Origin of the sequence: Streptomyces sp. NPDC001507 (assembly GCF_042894765.1) — a bacterium.
In the GTDB taxonomy this organism is placed as follows: Bacteria; Actinomycetota; Actinomycetes; order Streptomycetales; family Streptomycetaceae; genus Streptomyces.
On record NZ_JBIAVV010000001.1, the window covers coordinates 731,191 to 749,575 of the forward strand.

The following is an 18,385-nucleotide window of genomic DNA, read 5'->3' on the forward strand; positions in this document are numbered from 1 at the left end:
GCGCTTCGGCGGCGACGGCCCGCTGATCAGGACTTCCGCGCCGCCCGGCCCGGTAACACGGGTAAACTGTGGGCGACACGCAGGCCTTGAGAAGCACGCAGGCCTTGAGAAGGAGGAGCCGGGATGCCGCCGCACAGCTCTTCCGCGGCCGGGGTCCCGGGCGACGGCGACGGACCCGGCGAGCCGCCCCCCGTCCGGCAGGCGCTGTCGGACAGCGTGTACGAGAGCATCAAGGCGATGGTCATGGACCACGAGATCGCCCCCGGCGCCCGCGTCGGCATCGACGCGCTCTCCCGCACCCTCGGCGTCTCGCCCACCCCGGTCCGGGAGGCACTGGCCCGGCTGGAGTCCGACGGCCTCGTGGTCAAGCGCGCCCTGTCCGGGTACCGGGCCACCGAGCTGCTGACCCGTCAGGGCCTCGCGGAACTCTTCGAGATGCGGCTGCTGCTGGAACCGCGGGCCGCCGCCCTGGCCGCGGCCCACGCCACCGAGGAGCAACTCGACGGTCTGGAACGGATCGTGGAGGAGATGCAGGACCAGCCCAGCCCCAACGGACGGTACGCGTCCTACCGCGACTTCGCCGCCCTCGACCAGCGCTTCCACGAGGCGATCGGACAGGCCGCGCACCGGCCGCTCCTCGCGGACGCCGTGCGACGCCTCCACGCCCACCTGCACATCTTCCGGCTCGGCGACGTCGTCGGCGCCGGCGGCCCGACCGTCGCCGAGCACGAGCGGATCGTCCGGGCCGTGCTCCGCCGCAACCCCGAGCGGGCGGCCGAGGCGATGACCGAGCACCTCACCCGCAGCATGGAACGCCAGCTCCCGGACGGCGGCGAAGAGGACGGCGGCGAAGAGCACGACGGCGAGGACGGCGACGGCGAGGACGGCGACGGCGAAGACGACGGCCGCGGCGGCGTTGCCGGGCCGGCTACTCCATGAGGAACACCTGTTCCGCGGTGGCCCACCACTCGCCCGGGGCCGCCTGCGGAACCGGCGCCTGACAGGGCGCGGTGCGCCGCCACCACTCCTGGGTCGCCTCGTCCGCGGCCATCAGCGCGAAATCGGCCGTCAGGTCCTCGCCGTGATACTCGAAGTAGGCGAACAGCCGGTCGCCGAGCAGATGGATCGAGTAGTTGGCGATGTGGCAGCGCCGGAGCCGCTCCAGGACCGGCTCCGGCACCGCACGGTGCAACTCCCGGTACTCGTCGAGCTTTTCCGGGCGTACGGCGATGACCAGGGCCACCCGCCTCATGAGCGCACCGCGTCGCGGTCGTGGATCAGGCGGATGATCCGGCCGCTCATCCGGTCGTAGTCCCGGTCGTTGCCGACCTCGCCGCGGACTCGGTGGTCGGTCATGACGACGACCCGGTCGGCGAGGGTGACCATCTCCGCGAGGTCGCTGCTGATCAGCAGGATGGGCAGCCCGCCGTCGGCCAGGTCCCGGATGAGTTCGTGGAAGGCGCGCTTGGTACGGACGTCGACGCCCACCGTCGGCTCGTCCACGACCAGCAGCCGGGTGTCGGCGGCCAGCCACTTGGCGAGGCTGACCTTCTGCTGGTTGCCGCCGGAGAGTTCACCGGCGTTCTGCGCGAGCCCGGTGATCCGGATGCCCAGCCGGTCGACGAGGTCCCGGGCGACGGCGCGCTCCTCGCCCGCCGGGACGAACCCGAGCGCCCTGGCCAGCCGCTTCCACACCGTCACCGTGATGTTGCGGACGATCGGCTGGTCCAGGAAGACGCCCTCCTCCTTGCGGTTCTCGGTCACGTACCCGATGCCGAACTCGTGCAGGGCCTGGCGGGGCGAGCCGATCCTGGCCGGCCTGCCGTGCACCCGGACCTCGCCCGCGGTGATGCGGTCCAGGCCGAGCACCGCCTTGACCAGTTCGCTGCGCCCGGCGCCGACCAGCCCGTACAGGCCGACGATCTCGCCGGGGCGCACCGCCAGACTGATGTCCCGGTGCCCGCAGGACGTGGCGACCCCGTCCAGCTCCAGGACCGGCGCCGCGGACCGGTCGACCGTGCGCGTCCGCGGCTCGGCGGCCGTATGGGCACGGCCCACCATCAGGCTCACGACGTCGTCGTGCGAGTGGTCGGCCAGCGGCGCGGACTCCAGCACCGACTTTCCGTCCCGCAGCACGGTGACGGTGTCGCAGAGGGCGAAGACCTCCTCCAGCTTGTGGCTGACGAAGACGACACAGGCGCCGCGCCCGGCGAGCCGCCGGACCGCCTCGAACAGCCGGTCCGTCTCCTCGGGGGAGAGCGACGCGGTGGGCTCGTCCAGGAGCAGTACCCGGCTCTCGGTGTACAGGGCCTTGGCGATCTCCACCAACTGCTGCTGTGCGACGGACAGTTCGCGCACCGGCCGGGCCGGGTCGAGGTCGACGCCCAGCTCCGTGAGGCAGGCGACGGCGGGTTCGGTCATGGCCGCGTAGTCGACCAGTCCCCGGCGCGCGGGCGGCTTCTGCAGGGTGATGTTCTCGGCCACCGAGAAGCCCGGGATGAGGTTGCGTTCCTGGTGGACGACGCCGATGCCGGTCCGGGCCGCCTCGAGGGGCGAGCGCAGCCGGACCGGTTCACCGCACCAGGTGAGGGTGCCGCCGTCGGGGGAGTGCACCCCGGTCAGGACCTTGATCAGGGTGGACTTGCCGGCGCCGTTCTCGCCGAGGAGCGCGTGCACACTGCCGGCGGTCAGCCGCAGCCCCACGCCGTCCAGGGCGCGGACCCCGGGGAAGGCCTTCACCAGGTCGCGGCATTCGAGGAGGACCGTGCTCATCGGGCGCCTCCCGGCTGTGGTGACGGCGTCGTGGCGGCCTTCGCCAGCCGCGTCTGGTGCAGGTGCCCGCCGGCGACCGTGCCGAGGACGACCAGGCCGATCAGCAGGTTCACCCAGCTCGGGTCGAGTGAGAACTGGGCGCGGGCCGCGTCGATGAGCCGGGTCACGAAGGCCGCGAGCACGGTCCCGAACACCGCGATGCAGCCCCCGGTGAGCGCGACCCCGCCGATGATCGGCGCCGCGAAGCTCGGCAGCAGCCAGTCGCCGCCGACGCTGCGGTTCACGCCGGGCAGCGAGGCGGCCGCCGTCACCGCGGCCACCCCGACCAGCAGCCCGGACAGGGTGTGCGCGGCCACGATCTGCCGGTCGGTGGAGATGCCCGACAACCGCGCGGCCAGCGGGTTGCCGCCGGCGGCGAGCAGCCGCCTGCCCGCGACCGTGCGGTACATGAACGCGCCCAGCAGGACGGCCGCCGCGATCGCCGTGACGAAGACGAGCGGGACGTCCAGCGGTGCCGCCGTGCCGAGGTCGCGCAGCGTGGACGAGTAGCCGTCGACGGTCCGGGTGCCGACCAGCCGGTACTGCGCGCCCAGGAGGATCGTCATCGTGGCGAGGGTGACGATGAAGCCGTTGATCTGCGTGGCCACGATGACGACACCGGTCACCAGGCCGACGGCGGTCGCCGTCAGCAGTCCCACGAGCACGGCCACCGGGGCGGGCACCCCGTGGTCGGCCATCAGGACGCCCGTCAGGCAGGCGGTGAAACCGCCCAGGGCGCCGACGGCGAGATTGAGCTGGCCCACGCAGAGCGCGACCATCTGGGCGAGGCCGATGAGGATGGGCGTGGCCAGGTACTGGAGGAAGACCCGCACCGAGGGCCCCTCGAGGAAGGAGCCCGACGACGCCACCTCCAGCGCCACCGCCCCCGCCATGACGACCAGCAGCAGCATGGCCGTCGTCGTACGCGAGAACCGGTGCAGCGCCGCGGCGGTCCGGCTCCGCCGGTCTCGGATCGTGTTCATGCGGCTCATGTGGAGCGCACCACCTTGCGATAGGACACCACGGTGCGGATCCGGTCGGCCGACAGGGCGAGCAGCAGGATGCAGCCGAGGTAGATGTTCAGGCTTTCCAGGCCGACGCCGAGCAGGTCGAGCCCCTTGCGGATCACGCCCACCAGGGCGGTGCCGAGGAGCGTGCCGAGCACGGACACCACCCCGCCGGTGAGCAGGGTGCCGCCGAGCACCGCGCCGAGGAAGGACGGCAGCATGAAGTCGTCGCCGATGGAGGCGCGGAACGTGCCCGTGCCGGCCGCGGCCATGAACCCGGCGAGCGCCGCGAGCAGCCCGGACAGGGTGTGCGCGAGCACGATCCGGCGTCCGGTGGGGATGCCGGACAACTCGGCGGCGGCCGGGTTCGCCCCCGTGAGGAGCAGCTCCCTGCCGATCCGGGTGCAGCCGTACAGGAAGCCGAGACCGAGCATGGCGAGCACGGTGAACTGGGCCAGCTGCGGGACGGCCGGCGAGCCGCAGACCGGGCCCACGCAGATGTCGGCCAGCGAATAGGACCGCAGGGCGTCGATGCCGGCCGGGCGGCTGGTGAAGGCGGCGTCCTCGGTGAGGGCCGAGTACATGAGGGAGACCAGGCCCAGCAGGGCGAAGTCCATCGCCAGTGTGACGACGAAGGAGCTCACCCCGGTACGGGCGATCAGCCAGCCGGTGACCGCGCCGATCGCCGCGCCCGCGGCCAGGCACGGCAACAGGCCCAGCTGCATGGGCAGATGGAGCTTGTCGTAGCCGAGGCCCGCGAACATGGCGCCGAAGGCCGCCATCCGGCCGATCGCGAGGTTCATGTGGCCCACGGACAGGGCGACCAGCTGGGCGAGCGCCACCACGGTCAGCGTGGCCACGTCCCGCAGCAGCGGGAAGAGCACCAGACGCTGGTCGAGGAAGGCGGGCCGCAGCGCGCCGAACAGGACGCTCAGTGCGATCACCAGGACCAGCAGACCGAGCCGCTGGTTCACCCAGAACGGCATCCGGTGGCCGGTGGTCCTCTCCTCGGGGACGGTGTCCGGGGGACTGACGGAGGTCGTCATGCCACCCTCCGGTCGTCGAGCGCGTCCGGGTCCCAGTCGATGCCGATGCCCGGCTCGTCCGGGGCCACGGCCAGGCCGTCGCGGATGGCCAGTTCGGTCCGGGTGACGGCCCGCAGCTGCGGGATGTACTCGACGAAGCTGCCGTTGGGCACCGCGGCGGCGAGGCTGACGTGCAGCTCCATCAGGAAGTGCGGGCACACCGCCACGTTGTGGCTCTCGGCGAGGTGCGCGACCTTCAGCCACGGGGTGATACCCCCGATCCGGGCCGCGTCGACCTGGACGACGGATGCGGCACCGGTCTCCAGGTAGCTGCGGAACTGCATGAGCGAGTACATCGACTCGCCGACCGCCACCGGGATCCGGGTCGCCCGCGCGAGCCTGGCGTGGCCGCTGATGTCGTCCGCGGGCAGCGGCTCCTCCAGCCAGTACGGGTCGTACGGCTCCAGCGCGGCCGCGAGCCGGAGCACCGAGGAGGCCGTCTGGGACTGGTTGGCGTCGGTCATGACGTGCAGCGTGGGCCCGACCGCCTCGCGTACGGCGCGCAGCCGCTCGGCGTCCTCGGCGGGATGCGGCTTGCCCACCTTGATCTTGACGCCGGCCCAGCCCGCCTCCTGGGCCCGCAGGGCGCCCTTGACCAGGTCCTCGGTGCTCAGGTGGAGCCAGCCGCCCTCGGTGTCGTAGACCGGCACCTCCCGGCGGTGTCCGCCGGCCAGCCGCCACAGCGGTTCCCCGGCCCGCTTGCAGCGCGCGTCCCACAGGGCCGTGTCGACGGCGGCGAGGGCGAGTGAGGTGATGGCGCCGGTGGTGGTGGCCCGGGTCAGGGCGAACAGCCGCTGCCACAGCGCCTCGACGTTGCGGGCGTCCTGCCCGACGAGGGCGGGCAGCAGATGGTCCCGCAGCAGGGCCAGGACGGAGGTCCCGCCGGTGCCGATCGTGTACGCGTAGCCGGTGCCCGCGAGACCGTCCGCCGTCGTCAGGTCGACCAGGATCGTCTCCTGTTTGACGAAGGACTGCACCGCGTCGGTGCGGTCGGTCTCGACGGCGATGTCGACCAGCCGGGCGGTCGCGGTCGTGATGATGCTCATCGATGTCCGTTCTCTTTCGGGCTCTCAGGGCTCTTCTTCGGGACGCAGGGCTCTTCGGGGTCCTTCGAGGCGGTCAGCCGCACGAGAGGTACTTGTCGGCGAACGCCGTCTTCAGCTGCCGGGTCTTCTGCTGCCGTGCCTCGTCGTAGTCGGCGACGTTCGCCTTGGTGACGACGAACGAACCCGAGTCGACCTTCACGCCGGGGTCGCGCACGGTGCACTGTTTGGTCTGGAGCAGCGCGAGCGCCCAGGTGCCGATCTCGGCCTGGCCGGTGGGGTTCTGCACCACGGTCGCCGTGACCGTGCCCTGCCGGATGCCGCTGAGGATCTTGGCGTCGTCGTCGATGGCGATGACCTTGGCCTTCGAGCCGGACGACCGCACGGCGTCGGCGGCGGCGACGGCCGGGTTGTAGGCGGTGGCGACGATGCCCGTGATCTGGCCGCCCTTGGCCGCCATGAGGTCGGACACCGCCTTCTGCGCGGTCTGCAGGTCCGTGTCGATGTCGGTGACGGTCTGCAGGAGCTTCACCCTGCCGCCGGACTCCTTGACGGCACGGGCCACGCCCTTGATCCGCAACTGGGTGTTGGCGTCCACGTTGTTGCCGGTCAGATGGACCAGCGTGCCCGTGCCGCCCATGGCCGTGATGGCGGCCTTCGCGGCCTTGTAGGCGGCGAGTCCCACATCCGTGGAGAGGCAGAAGTCGGCCTCGTCCTTGTCGCCGGCCGGACAGGAGCCGAGGGACGCCACCGGGAAGCCCTGCGACCTGAGGTCGGCGAAGGTCGTGTTGATGTCGGTGGGGGAGACCCCGAACACCCCGAAGGCGTTGTAGCCGCGGGCCGCCAGCGTGGACAGCAGGTTGTTCTGCTTCTGCTGGTCCCACTCCGCCGTCTCGTCGAAGGTGACGTCGCCGAGTCCGTAGGTCTTCTTCGCGGCGGCCCCCGCCGTCTTCCACGGCTGGAAGTACGGGTGCGCGCCGCCGGGCACGAGGGCCACCCTGGTCCCCGACCCGTCGGCCAGGTCGGCGCCGTCGCCGGTGCGTCCGGCCGCCGAGGCCTGCCCGGCGGCCGGGGCGGGTGCGTTGCGGTAGGTGCAGGCCGCGGTCCCGGCAGCGAGCAGTGTCGCTGCGAGAGCCCCGGACAGCACGGATCTGGTCGGGAACTGCATCGCCCACCCCTGCGAGATCAGATAGGAAATCGATGCGGTGATCGTGAGGCAGGGGGGTGCCTGCGTCAAGTCCTGTGGCAAGAACCGTTCCATCTGGGGTGATTGGACATTTGATGGATCTTGCGTAAAGGAGGGGGGCGAGAATCCTATAGGAAACACTTGCCGCGCGGCTCGGCCGTAGGTATCGGCGATCCGGCGGCGACCCGACGGAAAGGGCCGGGAAAGTCCGAGTCACCCACTCCCAACCTGCCCCGGCAGTGGCACTCTTGACAGCGTGCGTACTGTTTCGCGACGTTTGAGCGACACCTCCGGACCGGCGACCCCGTCGCCGGTCCCGGACCGAAGGTGTACAGCGGGGAACAGGAGCTGTTCGTAGAAGCGGCAGAACGCTGAATGCGCGTTATGGGGGGAGCGGTCGCCCGTGCGATCCAGAGGCCAGTGCAGTCATGCTTCACACACCTCGTCGGCCGAGGGGCGGTTGATCTGAGGTGGACATCACGATCCACAGACCCGGCGAGCTGACCGAGCCGCTCCGCCGGGCCTGGCACCACGCGATGGACGAGTCGCCGGAGTACGCCAACCCCTTTCTGGCCCCGGAGTTCACGATCGGCGTCGGCAGACACCGGGCCGGTGTACGGGTGGCGGTCCTGCGCGAGGGCGGCGAACCCGTCGGCTTCCTCCCGTACGAGCGCAACGCCCTCGGCGTCGGCCGGGCCGTCGGTCTAGGCCTCTCCGACTGCCAGGCGCTGGTGCACCGGCCCGGCATCGGCTGGGACACCCAGGAACTGCTGAGCGCCTGCGGGATGTCCATCTTCGAGTTCGACCACCTGGTCGCCGAGCAGGGGCCTTTCGCCCCTCATGTGACCGGCACCTTCGCCTCGCCGGTGATCGACGTGAAGCCCGGCGACGGCGGTTACCCCGAGTGGCTGCGCGCCACCTACCCGGGCCTGGCGAAGACCACGCTGAAGAAGGAACGGCGCCTCGGCCGCGACATCGGCGACCTGCGCTTCGAGCCCGACGAACGCGACCCCGCGGCCCTGCGCACCCTGATGCGCTGGAAGTCCGCCCAGTACCGGCGGACCGGCCGCATGGACCGCTTCGCCCGCCCCTGGATCGTCGACCTGGTGGACCACCTCTTCCACGTCCGCGAGGAACACTTCACCGGGATGCTGTCCGTGCTCTACGCCGGCGACCGGCCGGTGGCCGCGCACTTCGGCCCGCGCTCGGCCACCGTACTCGCCGCCTGGTTCACCGCCTACGACCCCGAACTGCACTACTACTCACCGGGGCTGATGATGCATCTGCGCACCGCCGAGGCGGCGGCCCGTGGCGGTGTCACCCTCGTCGACCTCGGGCGGGGCGACAAGGAGTACAAGGACTGGCTCAAGACCCGCGAACTGCGGGTGGGCGAGGGCTTCGCCACCCGCGCCCATCCGGTGGCCGCGGCGCACCGCCTGTGGCGCCGGCCGGTCCGCGGGCTGCGCAACACCGTCCTCGCCCATCCCCGGCTGCGCGACCCGGCGGACCGGCTGCTCAAGAGGGTCGGCACGCTGCGCGCGTCCCGCCGCCCGGACGGCATGCGCGAGGGGTGAACCGAGCCGCCCGGCGGCGGCGGGGCGGCCGTGCCAGGCCGTCGTCGCCGCCGGCGTCCGCTCGCCCGCCGTTCGCACTATGATCCTGTAAAGGTGAAAACCTACGGGTTTGCCCTGGTAGGGATGAATCCCCGGCCGGAGAGATCCATGCCCCGCAAGCGCGCAACGGACGACGACGAGCTGCTGGCCAGACTGAGGTCGCTCACCGCCCAGGCACGCGAGCGGGCCGAGTACCAGCGCTCTCAGGTCGAGCTGGCCGTCGCCCTCCAGCGCGGCATGCTGCCCCGGGACCTGCCCGACACCCCCCGCTTCCACCTGGCCGTCCGGTACGCGCCCGCCTGCTTCGGGCTCAACGTGGGCGGCGACTGGTACGACGCCTTCACCCTGCCCGACGGCCACATCGGCCTGTCCATCGGCGACGTCCAGGGGCACAACATCGAGGCGGCCGCGTTCATGGGCCAGGTCCGGGCGGCCCTGCGGGCGCTCGCCACGGTGACCGGCGGGCCCGGCGAGCTGCTCGCCCGCACCAACGACCTCCTGGTGTCCCTGGGCAGCGACCTCTTCGCGACCTGTACCTTCATGCGGCTAGATCCGGAGACCGGGGTGCTGGAGAGCGCCCGGGCCGGCCACGTCCCGTTCGTGTGGGCGACCGCCGACGGAAAGTCCGGCCTCGGGGAGGACGAGGGCGGCCCGCCGCTGGGCATCGAACCGGGCACCGAGTACCCCGTGGCCCGCCACCGGCTCACCACCGGAGGTATGGTCGTGCTGCTCACGGACGGGGTGGTGGAGGGGCCGTCGATGCCCATCGAGGAGGGGCTCGACCAGGTGGTGCGGCTCGCGGGCATCGCCGCCGTCGCCGGCCTCGAGGCGCAGTCCCTGGCCGCCGCCGTGATCAAGGGCGCGGAGCGGGTGGGCCACGAGGACGACGCGGCCGTGCTGGTCATGGGCCACGACGACCCGGACGACGGCACGCCGTAGCCTCCGGGCACCGGCGCGCCTGCGCCGGGCCGGCCGCGGACGGCTCCCGCCTCGCCGAGACGGCCGCCTCGGTGTGTGATGGCTGGTGTGGTGGGTTACCAGGAGCTGCGCCGGCCGGCCGCCTTCGCCCTCCGGACGCTGGCCGTCGCCGCCTGCTACTTCGCGGCGGCGCGGCTCGGCCTGCTGTGCCGGCTCACCGCCCAGAGTGCCGTCTTCACCCCCGTCTATCCGTCGACCGGCGTGGCGCTGGCCTGTCTGCTGGTCTTCGGCCTGGGCTGCTGGCCGGGCATCTCGCTCGGCGCCTTCTTCCTCGTGCTGTCGCTCGGCCCGCCCGGGCCCGACGTCGTGGGCATCATGGTCGGCAACACGGCGGGGCCGGTCTGCGCCTGCGTGCTGCTGCGCCGGGTCGGGTTCCGTACCGACCTGGGCCGGCTGCGGGACGGCGTCGCCCTGGTGTTCCTCGGGGCACTCGCCGCCATGCTGATCAGCTCGACCGTCGGCGTGGTCTCGCTGCTCCTGGCCGGCAAGCTCGCCGCGCCCCACTTCTGGTCGACCTGGCTGGCGTGGTGGGTGGGCGACGCGATGGGCGTACTGCTCGTCACCCCGGTCCTGCTGGTGCTGTGGGAAGCCCGACGGCCACCGTCCGCGGCCCGCTGGAAGGAGGCACTGGCCCTCGCGGTCGTCACGGTCGTCCTGGTCACGGCGGCCACGCACAGCACCATGAGCGCGCTGTTCCTCGTCTACCCCGTGGTGATCTGGGCCGCGCTGCGGTTCCGGCTGCCGGGGGCCATGTTGTGCGCGCTGTTCGCGTCGGTCATGGCGGCGATCGCCGCGAGGGACGGCGTCGGCGCGTTCGCCCGGCTCTCCCCGGTGCAGGTGATGCTGAAGCTGCAGCTGTTCAACGGCTCGCTGGCCCTGACCGCACTGCTGCTGTCGGCCGTCATCACCGAGCAGCACCACACCCGGCGCTCCGTCGAGGAGGCCTGCAAGGAACTGGCCGAGGTTCTGGAACACCTCACCGCGCACGGCTCCCCGGCGGGGCGGGCCCCGGCGCAGGCGGAACAGCGGCGCGAGCGCGGCGCGCGGTGAGCGACGGCACGGGGGACCGGGCGGATCGCCCGGTCCCCCGGGGAAGGACGCCGGTCCGGGATCAGACGGTGCCGCTCGCCGTGATCTCGACCTTGGCCTTGGGGGTGCCGCTCTGGGAGCCGTAGCTCTCGATCTTGTCGACGATGTCCTGGCCCTCGACGACCTCGCCGAAGACCACGTGCTTGCCGTCCAGCCAGGACGTCACGACGGTGGTGACGAAGAACTGCGAGCCGTTGGTGTTCGGGCCCGCGTTGGCCATGCTCAGCAGGTACGGACGGTCGTGCTTGAGGTCGAAGTTCTCGTCCTTGAACTTCTCGCCGAAGATGCTCTTGCCGCCGGTGCCGTCACCGCGGGTGAAGTCACCGCCCTGGAGCATGAACTGGGGGATGATCCGGTGGAAGCCGGAACCGGCGTACCCGAAACCGTGCTGCCCGGTGGCGAGCTCACGGAAGTTGCGGGCCGTCTCGGGCACCACCTTGTCGAACAGGCTGAACACGATCCGGCCGGCCGGCTCGTTGTTGATCGAGATGTCGAAATAAACGTTGTCGCTCATGCAGGTCAACCTATCGCGAACCGCTCCCCGGTCCCTCCTGTGGGGCCGCACGGCCCGGGGTGTCGGGGTGCCGGGGCCGGTCAGGGGCCCACCAGAGAGTCCAGGAGCTCCCGGCCGGCCGGCCAGTCACCGAGCCCGCTCGCGGAGTTGAGGTGCCCGTGCGCCCCCGCGGAGTGCCTGCGCGCACCCCAGCCCGCGGCCAGCGCGGCCGAGGCCGTGGCATCGCCGTACGGGTCGTCGTCGCTCGCCACCACCAGGGCCGGGCCGCTCAGCGGACGGGCGGTCAGCTCCAGGAAGGTCGGCGCGGCCGCGGCCGGGAACGCCGGTCCCCGGGGATCGGGCGGCGCGGCCAGGAACGCCGGGACCCGCCCGGGCCGCGCCCGCGCCAGCCACTCGGCGGCCGCCCAGCAGCCGAGGCTGTGCGCCACCAGCACCACCCGGCCGCCCCGTGCCGCAGCGGCGTCGTGGGCGGCCTGCACGGCGCCGACCCAGTCCCGCAGCTCGGGCCGCGTCCACGAGCGCGGGGCTATCCGCACCGCGGCGTCGCCCCACGCCCGCTCCCACCGGCTCTGCCAGTGCCTGTCGTCCGACCCGTCGATCCCGGGGATGATGACGTACGCGACCACGGCCGACCGCCCTTTCCGTCGTGACCCGGTGCTTGCCGGGTTCGTCCTGCGGGCGATTCTGGACGGACCAACGGCAGCGGGGCGGCCCGGCAAGTGATCCAGAGGAAAGCGGGGACGACGACGATGGAATCACTCGACGACATCGACCGGGCCATCCTGGAGCTGCTCCAGACCGAGGGCCGGCTCACCGGGGCCGAGGTCGGCCGGCGGGTCGGGCTCTCCCAGCCGGCGGCGGGAGCCCGGATCCAGCGGCTGGAGAAGAGCGGTGTCATCACCGGCTACCGGGCCGTCGTCACCCCTGCCGCGCTCGGGCTCAACATCCACGCGGTGGTCCGGCTGCGCACCACGCACGCACAGCTCCCGCAGGCGCTCGCCCGCGCCGCCCGGATCCCGGAGGTCGTCTCGACACTCCGGGTGACCGGTGAGGACTGCCTGCTCTTCGACGTGCACTGCACCCACGCCGAACGCCTGGAGGAGATCGTGGACTCCCTGGCCCGCCACGGCCCGGTCACCACGTCCCTGGTACTGCGCACCTATCCGCCCAAGCCACTGCCGACGAACAGCGCCCCGTGACCAGCGGCGCCCCGTAGGGGCCGGTGGGGGTACCCCCGGTCGAAGGCTGGGAGAGGAACTGCGCGACCAGCCACGACGGCGCCGCAGTCGCCAGAGGGCGCACACCGGCACTCCCGCCGAAGCGCTCAGTGACGCCGCTCCAGCCGCTGGAGCACCGCCTGGGCCATCGCCGCCTCCCCCTTCGCATTGGGGTGGGCCGGGGCCGCCGGCGAGGCCGGCTGGAGGGGCTCGATCCAGCGGTCGGCGGGCGCCTTGCACATGTCGTGGCCGACGGTCGGGCCGTACGTGTCCACGTACCGTGCACCGTTCCAGGTGGCCACCAGCCGGAGCATGAGGTTCAGCCGCTCGCCGGTGTCGCGGAGGTAGGGGAAGTCCTTGGCCGCGAAGGGCACCGTCGGGTAGCAGCCGCTGCCGTCGTCGGGCAGCAGGTCGGGGTAGCCGACGACCAGGATCCGGGCGTGCGGGGCCCGCGCGCGGATCGCCCGCAGCACCTTGTCGACCTTGGGTGCGGTCTGCGCGATGGCGAGCACCAGCTGGTCGTATCCGGAGGAGTTGTAGTACTGCTGGCAGGGGTCGCCGGTCAGGTCCTTGGAGCTGAGGGCCGCGCAGGTGCCGATGATCGAGCTGAATCCGATGTCGTTGCCGCCGATCTGGACGGTCACCAGGTCGGTGCTGCGCTGTACGGCGTCGAGCTGGGGGCCGTTGGTGCCCTGCGCCTTCCACATCTCGGCGGTGGTCGCGCCGGCACAGCTCACGTCCTTGAAGGCGCTCACGTGCCGGGCCGCCGCCACCAGCGAGGGGTAGTTGTGGTCGGAGCGGGCGCAGTTCGCGTCGACCTGCGCCGGGATGACCGGTCCCGAGGTGTAGGAGTCGCCGAGCGCCACGTAGGCGGTGCCGCGGTCGTGGCCGGGACCGTGGTCGCCGCCGTGCGCCGCGGCCGGAGTCGTGGACGCGGCCACCAGGGCGCAGCCGCCCAGCGCCGCCGCCACGGTGGCCCTCCGCCGGTGCCGTCTTGCCGGACCGTCGGACGGGATGCCGTACGCCATGGAGATCCCCCCTGGAACCAGGACGCGCACGGAGCCGGTCCCGACGGGCGGCCCGCACGCGTGTGTCGGGGGTCTGTATACCGCCCGGTAGGAGTCCGTAGCCAGAGGTCGGACGCAAGGAACTGGATCGAGTAACCCGCCCTGCCCGTAAGGGCATCCGGTCCGGGCGGCGGCCCGGTGGCGCCCTCTGCGATTGAAGATGGAAACCGATCGGTTTACGATGGCCGGGAACCGAGGGAAACCGATCGGTTTCCCATCTGTGCACACGTCTGGAGCGTGAGTGTCATGACCGCTATCAAGGACTCCGTCGTCCTCGTCACCGGTGGCAGCCGAGGCGTCGGAAAGGCGCTGGTGGAAGAGCTGTACGCGCGCGGCGCCGGCAAGGTCTACGCGACCGCCCGCGACCCGCGCACCGTCACCCACCCCGACGCCGTGGCGCTGGCCCTGGAGGTGACCGACCCCGCCTCCGTGGCGGCGGCCGCCGAGCAGGCGCAGGACGTCACCGTTCTGATCAACAACGCCGGCGTCGCCAGCGGGACCCGGTTCCTGACCTCCTCGCTGGACGACATCCGCCGGGAGTTCGAGACCAACTTCTACGGCCCGCTGCTGCTCGCCCGCGCCTTCGTCCCGGTCATCGAGCGCAACGGCGGCGGCCACATCCTGAACGTGCACTCGGTCCTGTCCTGGATCGCCGAGGGCGGCGCCTACGGCGCCTCCAAGGCGGCCCTGTGGTCGCAGACCAACAGCCTGCGCCTGGCGCTCCAGCCGCGCGGCATCGGCGTGACCGGCCTGCACATGGGCTACGTCGACACCGACATGGCGGCCCACGTCGAGGGGGCCAAGGCGAAGCCCGAGGACATCGCCGCGGCCGCCCTCGACGGGATCGAGTCGGACGCCTGGGAGGTGCTCGGCGACGAACTCACCCGCTCGGTCAAGGCCGGACTGTCGGGCGACCCTGCCGACCTGTACCGGCAGCTCGGCCGGTAAAGAGGGCCCAGCGGTGGAGGGTTGGGGACCGGTCGTTGAAAATTCCGCCGTCGCAAGGGTTGTCGGCTGGTTGCCTCACCACTTAAATCAAATCCTGAACTAAGCAGCGGGGTGCGCCGGTTGCGTGCACCCCGTGCCCACCTCAGGGAGCCGCTGATGAGACTGAGATCCTTGGGTGTAGTGCTCGCCGCCCTGGCAGCACTGCTCGCCCTTCCCGCCGTTCATGCCCCGGTGGCCCAGGCCGCCGACACCCTGTTGTCGCAGGGCAAGGCGGCTACCGCCTCCTCGGAGGAGAACGCCGGGACCGCCGCCGGGAACGCGGTGGACGGCAACACCGGCACCCGCTGGTCGTCCGGCTTCACGGACGACCAGTGGCTGCAGGTCGACCTCGGTGCCACCGCCCAGGTGAACCAGGTGGTCCTCAACTGGGAGACCGCCTATGGCAAGGACTACAAGGTCCAGATCTCCGCGGACGGCAGCAACTGGACCGACCTGCAGTCCGTGACCGGAGGCGACGGCGGCACCGACACCCTCACCGTCTCCGGGCAGGGCCGCTACGTCCGGATGCTGGGCGTGCACCGCGCCACCCAGTGGGGCTACTCGCTCTGGGAGTTCCAGGTCTTCGGCACCACCACCGGCACGCCCCCGGTCCAGGGCGGCGGCGACCTCGGCCCCAACGTGATCGTCGTCGACCCGTCCACGCCGAACCTCCAGGCCAAGTTCGACTCCGTCTTCGCCCAGCAGGAGTCGGCCCAGTTCGGCACCGGCCGCTACCAGTTCCTGCTCAAGCCGGGCACCTACAACGGCCTCAACGCCCAGATCGGCTTCTACACGGGGATCTCCGGGCTGGGCCTCAACCCCGACGACACCCAGATCAACGGTGACGTCACGGTCGACGCCGGCTGGTTCAACGGCAACGCCACCCAGAACTTCTGGCGTTCCGCGGAGAACTTCGCCATCACGCCGTCGAACGGCACCGACCGGTGGGCCGTGGCTCAGGCGGCCCCCTTCCGCCGCATCCATGTCAAGGGCGGTCTCAACCTCGCCCCGAACGGCTACGGCTGGGCCTCCGGCGGCTACATCGCCGACTCGAAGATCGACGGCACGGTCGGCCCGTACTCCCAGCAGCAGTGGTACACCCGCGACAGCTCGGTCGGCGGCTGGACCAACGGCGTCTGGAACATGACCTTCTCCGGCGTCCAGGGTGCACCCGCGACCGACTTCGCCACCGGCTCCTACACCACGCTGGACAACACCCCGGTCTCGCGCGAGAAGCCGTTCCTCTACCTGGACGGCAGCGCCTACAAGGTCTTCGTCCCGGCCAAGCGCACCAACGCGCGGGGCGTCTCCTGGCCGGCCAACGCGGGCACCTCCATCCCGCTGGACCAGTTCTACGTCGTCAAGCCCGGCGCCACCGCCGCCACCATCAACCAGGCCCTCGCCCAGGGCCTCAACCTCCTCTTCACCCCGGGCATCTACCACCTGAACCAGACCATCAACGTCACCCGCGCCAACACCGTGGTCCTCGGCCTCGGCCTCGCCACCCTGGTCCCGGACAACGGCGTCGACGCCATGCACGTCGCCGACGTCGACGGCGTCAAGCTCGCCGGGTTCCTCATCGACGCGGGCACCGTCAACTCCGACACCCTGCTGCGGATCGGCGACCCCGGCTCCACCGCCGACCACTCCGCCAACCCCACCTCCATGCAGGACGTGTTCGTCCGCATCGGCGGCGCCGGACCCGGCCTCGCCACCAACTCCGTGGTCGTCAACAGCAACAACGTGATCATCGACCACACCTGGCTCTGGCGCGCCGACCACGGCAGCGGCGTCGGCTGGGACACCAACCGCGCCGACTACGGCCTCAGAGTCAACGGCAACGACGTCCTGGCCACCGGCCTGTTCGTCGAGCACTTCAACAAGTACGACGTCTACTGGAACGGCGAACGCGGCCGCACGATCTTCTTCCAGAACGAGAAGGCGTACGACGCCCCGAACGCCGCCGCCATCACCCACGACGGTGTCGTCGGCTACGCGGCCTACAAGGTCGCCGACACCGTGACCACCCACGAGGCGTGGGGCCTGGGCAGCTACTGCAACTACACGGCCGATCCGTCGATCGTCCAGTCCAACGGCTTCCAGGTGCCGACCGGTTCGGGGATCAAGATGCACGACCTGCTGGTGATCTCCCTCGGCGGCATGGGGCAGTACGCCCACGTCGTCAACACCACCGGATCGCCGACCTCGGGGACCAGCACGACCCCGTCCAAGGTGGTCCAGTTCCCGTAGCCGGGCAGGCCAGGCCGGGCCTGCCCGGGCCCGGCTAGGCGGTCCGTCGCCGTGCCGGTCGCAGCAGCAGCCGTCGCGCGGGCCGTTCCACGCCCTCGTAGAGGAGCCAGGACAGGCCCAGCGCGACGGTGAACGCGGCGACGGCGACGACGGTACCGGTGAACAGGTGGAAACGCGGGCGGGTGCCGAGCAGGTGGGTGCCCGCCCGCAGCACGAGGAGATGGACCATGTAGAACGCGAACGACAGCTCGCCGAGGCGGACCAGCCACCGGCGCCGCCACAGCGAGGGCAGCCCGTGCAGGTCCGCGACGGCCGCCGCCGGGATGAGCAGCGCGAAGCCCGTGAGGGTGCACGCGGTGGCCGCGTACTCGTCGGTGACCTGCGGGACCAGGAAGTAGCCGATGATCGCCAGCGCCAGCGAGGCCTCCAGGCCCGGGCCGCGCCACCGGCCGAGCAGCACGAGCCGCGCGGTGGCCGCGCCCAGCACGAACTCGGGCAGCCGGGCGGCCGGGAAGGAACTGATCGGCTGCGCCCACCAGTGGTGCGCGTCCGTCCAGGCGAGCGCCAGCACGGCCAGCACGGCCAGCGCGGCCAGCGCCGTGGCGCCCCGCCCGCCCAGGCGGCGCAGCAGCAGCGCCAGCAGCGGGAACGCGGCGTAGAAGAAGGCCTCGCAGGCCAGCGACCAGCTGACCGGGTCCAGTGTCTGCCACCACGGCCGCCACCAGGAGTGCACCAGGAACACGTCCGCCAGGCCCTGCAGCAGGGTCGGCCTCGGCTGGCGGGGCAGCGTGCACACCATGACCAGCGCGAGAGCGACGGTGACCAGGTGCACCGGGTAGATCCGGGCGACCCGCCGCCACCAGAAGCGCGTCGCCCGGTCACCGGGCCGCGCCGACCACATCAGGACGAAACCGGACAGGATGAAGAAGAACGACACCCCCGAGGCGCCGGCCTCGAACCCCCAGGACACGATGCGACCGCCCGTGCCGCCGAAATAGCGGAAGTTGTGCACGTGCAGCCCGAAGACCAGCAGCGCGGCCATCCATCTCAGCCCGGTCAGGGAGGGCAGCGAGGGGGCGGGGGTGGACGGCAGGGTGCGGGCGGTGGGCGCGGCGGCGGGAGCGGTCGGAGGGGCCTGGGTCGCCGTCGTCATCGAGTCACCTGCCGGAGGGTTCGCGCGTGGAGCATGAAACGGAGCGTTGCCCGTTCCACGCCTTTCATTCCGGCCTCGTACGAAACATCACACCAACGCCGAGGCGCATCCTCGGCCATCCGGGCCGTCGCCCCCACCGCGCCCCGCACCCGCCGGAGTGGCGCCTTGACCCGCGCCTTTGGGAAGCGACGCCACGCCGGAAGCCGCGCTCACGGACGGATGACACCGGCCGCCGCCGCATTGACGGCGAGGCTCGGCAGCGCCCCGCAAGGGGCGCTGGAGGTGCCCCCGGCGGAAGGCTGGGGGAGGAACTGCGCGACCGGCCACGACGGCGCCGCAGTCGGCCGACAAGGTGACGCGGCCTTTCCCGCGCGGCGCTCAGCGC

Annotated in this window: 17 protein-coding genes; 7 read left to right on the forward strand and 10 right to left on the reverse strand. The window is 71.8% G+C overall.

The features are described from left to right. Nucleotides 1-123 precede the first annotated feature (123 nt). Nucleotides 124-939 (forward strand): GntR family transcriptional regulator, encoded by an 816-nt coding sequence (locus tag ACFY0K_RS03375; protein ID WP_390638359.1) that lies wholly within the window; start codon nucleotides 124-126, stop codon nucleotides 937-939. On the opposite strand, the gene ACFY0K_RS03380 is transcribed toward ACFY0K_RS03375, so the two are convergent. From ACFY0K_RS03380 to ACFY0K_RS03405, 6 genes are all read right to left on the reverse strand, one after another. Continuing rightward, the gene (locus tag ACFY0K_RS03380; protein WP_390638360.1) at nucleotides 929-1,252 is read right to left on the reverse strand and encodes an L-rhamnose mutarotase; all 324 of its coding nucleotides are present in this window, start codon (nucleotides 1,250-1,252) and stop codon (nucleotides 929-931) included. The two genes, ACFY0K_RS03375 and ACFY0K_RS03380, sit on opposite strands and share 11 nt — an antisense overlap. After that, nucleotides 1,249-2,772 (reverse strand): sugar ABC transporter ATP-binding protein, encoded by a 1,524-nt coding sequence (locus tag ACFY0K_RS03385; RefSeq protein ID WP_390638361.1) that lies wholly within the window; start codon nucleotides 2,770-2,772, stop codon nucleotides 1,249-1,251. Before ACFY0K_RS03385 ends, ACFY0K_RS03380 begins: the two co-directional genes overlap by 4 nt. Next, entirely contained in the window at nucleotides 2,769-3,794 is a 1,026-nt protein-coding gene (locus tag ACFY0K_RS03390; RefSeq protein ID WP_390638362.1) for an ABC transporter permease, read from the reverse strand. The genes ACFY0K_RS03385 and ACFY0K_RS03390 overlap by 4 nt, the downstream gene beginning before the upstream one ends. A 5-nt stretch (nucleotides 3,795-3,799) precedes the next feature. Continuing rightward, the gene (locus ACFY0K_RS03395) at nucleotides 3,800-4,864 is read right to left on the reverse strand and encodes an ABC transporter permease (protein ID WP_390638363.1); all 1,065 of its coding nucleotides are present in this window, start codon (nucleotides 4,862-4,864) and stop codon (nucleotides 3,800-3,802) included. After that, nucleotides 4,861-5,949 (reverse strand): mandelate racemase/muconate lactonizing enzyme family protein, encoded by a 1,089-nt coding sequence (locus ACFY0K_RS03400; RefSeq protein WP_390638364.1) that lies wholly within the window; start codon nucleotides 5,947-5,949, stop codon nucleotides 4,861-4,863. Before ACFY0K_RS03400 ends, ACFY0K_RS03395 begins: the two co-directional genes overlap by 4 nt. A gap of 73 nt (nucleotides 5,950-6,022) precedes the next feature. Continuing rightward, nucleotides 6,023-7,114 carry a sugar ABC transporter substrate-binding protein gene (locus tag ACFY0K_RS03405; protein WP_390638365.1) on the reverse strand — a complete coding sequence of 364 codons (1,092 nt, stop codon included), beginning with the start codon at nucleotides 7,112-7,114 and terminating at the stop codon, nucleotides 6,023-6,025. Between the two features lie 488 nt (nucleotides 7,115-7,602). On the opposite strand from ACFY0K_RS03405, the gene ACFY0K_RS03410 reads away from it, so the two are divergent. The 3 genes from ACFY0K_RS03410 (at nucleotide 7,603) to ACFY0K_RS03420 (ending at nucleotide 10,773) form a co-directional block, all read left to right on the forward strand. Next, nucleotides 7,603-8,706, forward strand: a complete 1,104-nt coding sequence (locus ACFY0K_RS03410; RefSeq protein ID WP_390638366.1) for a GNAT family N-acetyltransferase — start codon at nucleotides 7,603-7,605, stop codon at nucleotides 8,704-8,706. Between the two features lie 147 nt (nucleotides 8,707-8,853). Continuing rightward, complete coding sequence (locus ACFY0K_RS03415) at nucleotides 8,854-9,684, forward strand: PP2C family protein-serine/threonine phosphatase (protein WP_390638367.1); 831 nt, start codon at nucleotides 8,854-8,856, stop codon at nucleotides 9,682-9,684. Between the two features lie 78 nt (nucleotides 9,685-9,762). After that, nucleotides 9,763-10,773, forward strand: coding sequence for an MASE1 domain-containing protein (locus tag ACFY0K_RS03420; RefSeq protein WP_390638368.1), 1,011 nt, complete (start codon nucleotides 9,763-9,765; stop codon nucleotides 10,771-10,773). A 61-nt stretch (nucleotides 10,774-10,834) separates the two neighbouring features. On the opposite strand, the gene ACFY0K_RS03425 is transcribed toward ACFY0K_RS03420, so the two are convergent. Together ACFY0K_RS03425 and ACFY0K_RS03430 are read right to left on the reverse strand one after the other, a co-directional pair. Next, a complete protein-coding gene (locus tag ACFY0K_RS03425) occupies nucleotides 10,835-11,326 on the reverse strand; it encodes a peptidylprolyl isomerase (protein WP_351960586.1) in 492 nt (163 codons plus the stop codon). A gap of 80 nt (nucleotides 11,327-11,406) precedes the next feature. Continuing rightward, a complete protein-coding gene (locus ACFY0K_RS03430; RefSeq protein WP_390638369.1) occupies nucleotides 11,407-11,952 on the reverse strand; it encodes an RBBP9/YdeN family alpha/beta hydrolase in 546 nt (181 codons plus the stop codon). Nucleotides 11,953-12,075: 123 nt separating this feature from the next. Here ACFY0K_RS03430 and ACFY0K_RS03435 point away from each other — a divergent pair, with 123 nt between their 5' ends. Then, complete coding sequence (locus tag ACFY0K_RS03435; RefSeq protein WP_390638370.1) at nucleotides 12,076-12,525, forward strand: Lrp/AsnC family transcriptional regulator; 450 nt, start codon at nucleotides 12,076-12,078, stop codon at nucleotides 12,523-12,525. Between the two features lie 125 nt (nucleotides 12,526-12,650). Here ACFY0K_RS03435 and ACFY0K_RS03440 read toward each other — a convergent pair whose 3' ends face one another. Continuing rightward, the gene (locus ACFY0K_RS03440) at nucleotides 12,651-13,571 is read right to left on the reverse strand and encodes an SGNH/GDSL hydrolase family protein (protein ID WP_390638371.1); all 921 of its coding nucleotides are present in this window, start codon (nucleotides 13,569-13,571) and stop codon (nucleotides 12,651-12,653) included. Nucleotides 13,572-13,856: 285 nt separating this feature from the next. Between ACFY0K_RS03440 and ACFY0K_RS03445 the strand changes: the two genes are divergently transcribed. Continuing rightward, complete coding sequence (locus tag ACFY0K_RS03445) at nucleotides 13,857-14,558, forward strand: SDR family oxidoreductase (RefSeq protein ID WP_390638372.1); 702 nt, start codon at nucleotides 13,857-13,859, stop codon at nucleotides 14,556-14,558. Nucleotides 14,559-14,714: 156 nt separating this feature from the next. Next, nucleotides 14,715-16,847, forward strand: a complete 2,133-nt coding sequence (locus ACFY0K_RS03450) for a discoidin domain-containing protein (RefSeq protein WP_390638373.1) — start codon at nucleotides 14,715-14,717, stop codon at nucleotides 16,845-16,847. Between the two features lie 34 nt (nucleotides 16,848-16,881). Here the strand turns inward: ACFY0K_RS03450 and ACFY0K_RS03455 are convergent, their stop codons facing one another. Next, complete coding sequence (locus ACFY0K_RS03455; RefSeq protein WP_390638374.1) at nucleotides 16,882-18,000, reverse strand: acyltransferase family protein; 1,119 nt, start codon at nucleotides 17,998-18,000, stop codon at nucleotides 16,882-16,884. Between the last annotated feature and the right edge of the window lie 385 nt (nucleotides 18,001-18,385).

Bases quoted from the DNA above. Each gene is read 5' to 3' on its own strand.
- ACFY0K_RS03405 (WP_390638365.1), bottom strand. From the start codon at position 7,114: ATGCAGTTCCCGACCAGATCCGTGCTGTCCGGGGCTCTCGCAGCGACA.
- ACFY0K_RS03435 (WP_390638370.1), top strand. From the start codon at position 12,076: ATGGAATCACTCGACGACATCGACCGGGCCATCCTGGAGCTGCTCCAG.
- ACFY0K_RS03420 (WP_390638368.1), top strand. From the start codon at position 9,763: ATGGCTGGTGTGGTGGGTTACCAGGAGCTGCGCCGGCCGGCCGCCTTC.
- ACFY0K_RS03415 (WP_390638367.1), top strand. From the start codon at position 8,854: ATGCCCCGCAAGCGCGCAACGGACGACGACGAGCTGCTGGCCAGACTG.
- ACFY0K_RS03455 (WP_390638374.1), bottom strand. From the start codon at position 18,000: ATGACGACGGCGACCCAGGCCCCTCCGACCGCTCCCGCCGCCGCGCCC.
- ACFY0K_RS03390 (WP_390638362.1), bottom strand. From the start codon at position 3,794: ATGAACACGATCCGAGACCGGCGGAGCCGGACCGCCGCGGCGCTGCAC.
- ACFY0K_RS03445 (WP_390638372.1), top strand. From the start codon at position 13,857: ATGACCGCTATCAAGGACTCCGTCGTCCTCGTCACCGGTGGCAGCCGA.
- ACFY0K_RS03395 (WP_390638363.1), bottom strand. From the start codon at position 4,864: ATGACGACCTCCGTCAGTCCCCCGGACACCGTCCCCGAGGAGAGGACC.
- ACFY0K_RS03375 (WP_390638359.1), top strand. From the start codon at position 124: ATGCCGCCGCACAGCTCTTCCGCGGCCGGGGTCCCGGGCGACGGCGAC.
- ACFY0K_RS03385 (WP_390638361.1), bottom strand. From the start codon at position 2,772: ATGAGCACGGTCCTCCTCGAATGCCGCGACCTGGTGAAGGCCTTCCCC.
- ACFY0K_RS03380 (WP_390638360.1), bottom strand. From the start codon at position 1,252: ATGAGGCGGGTGGCCCTGGTCATCGCCGTACGCCCGGAAAAGCTCGAC.
- ACFY0K_RS03450 (WP_390638373.1), top strand. From the start codon at position 14,715: ATGAGACTGAGATCCTTGGGTGTAGTGCTCGCCGCCCTGGCAGCACTG.
- ACFY0K_RS03400 (WP_390638364.1), bottom strand. From the start codon at position 5,949: ATGAGCATCATCACGACCGCGACCGCCCGGCTGGTCGACATCGCCGTC.
- ACFY0K_RS03440 (WP_390638371.1), bottom strand. From the start codon at position 13,571: ATGGCGTACGGCATCCCGTCCGACGGTCCGGCAAGACGGCACCGGCGG.
- ACFY0K_RS03425 (WP_351960586.1), bottom strand. From the start codon at position 11,326: ATGAGCGACAACGTTTATTTCGACATCTCGATCAACAACGAGCCGGCC.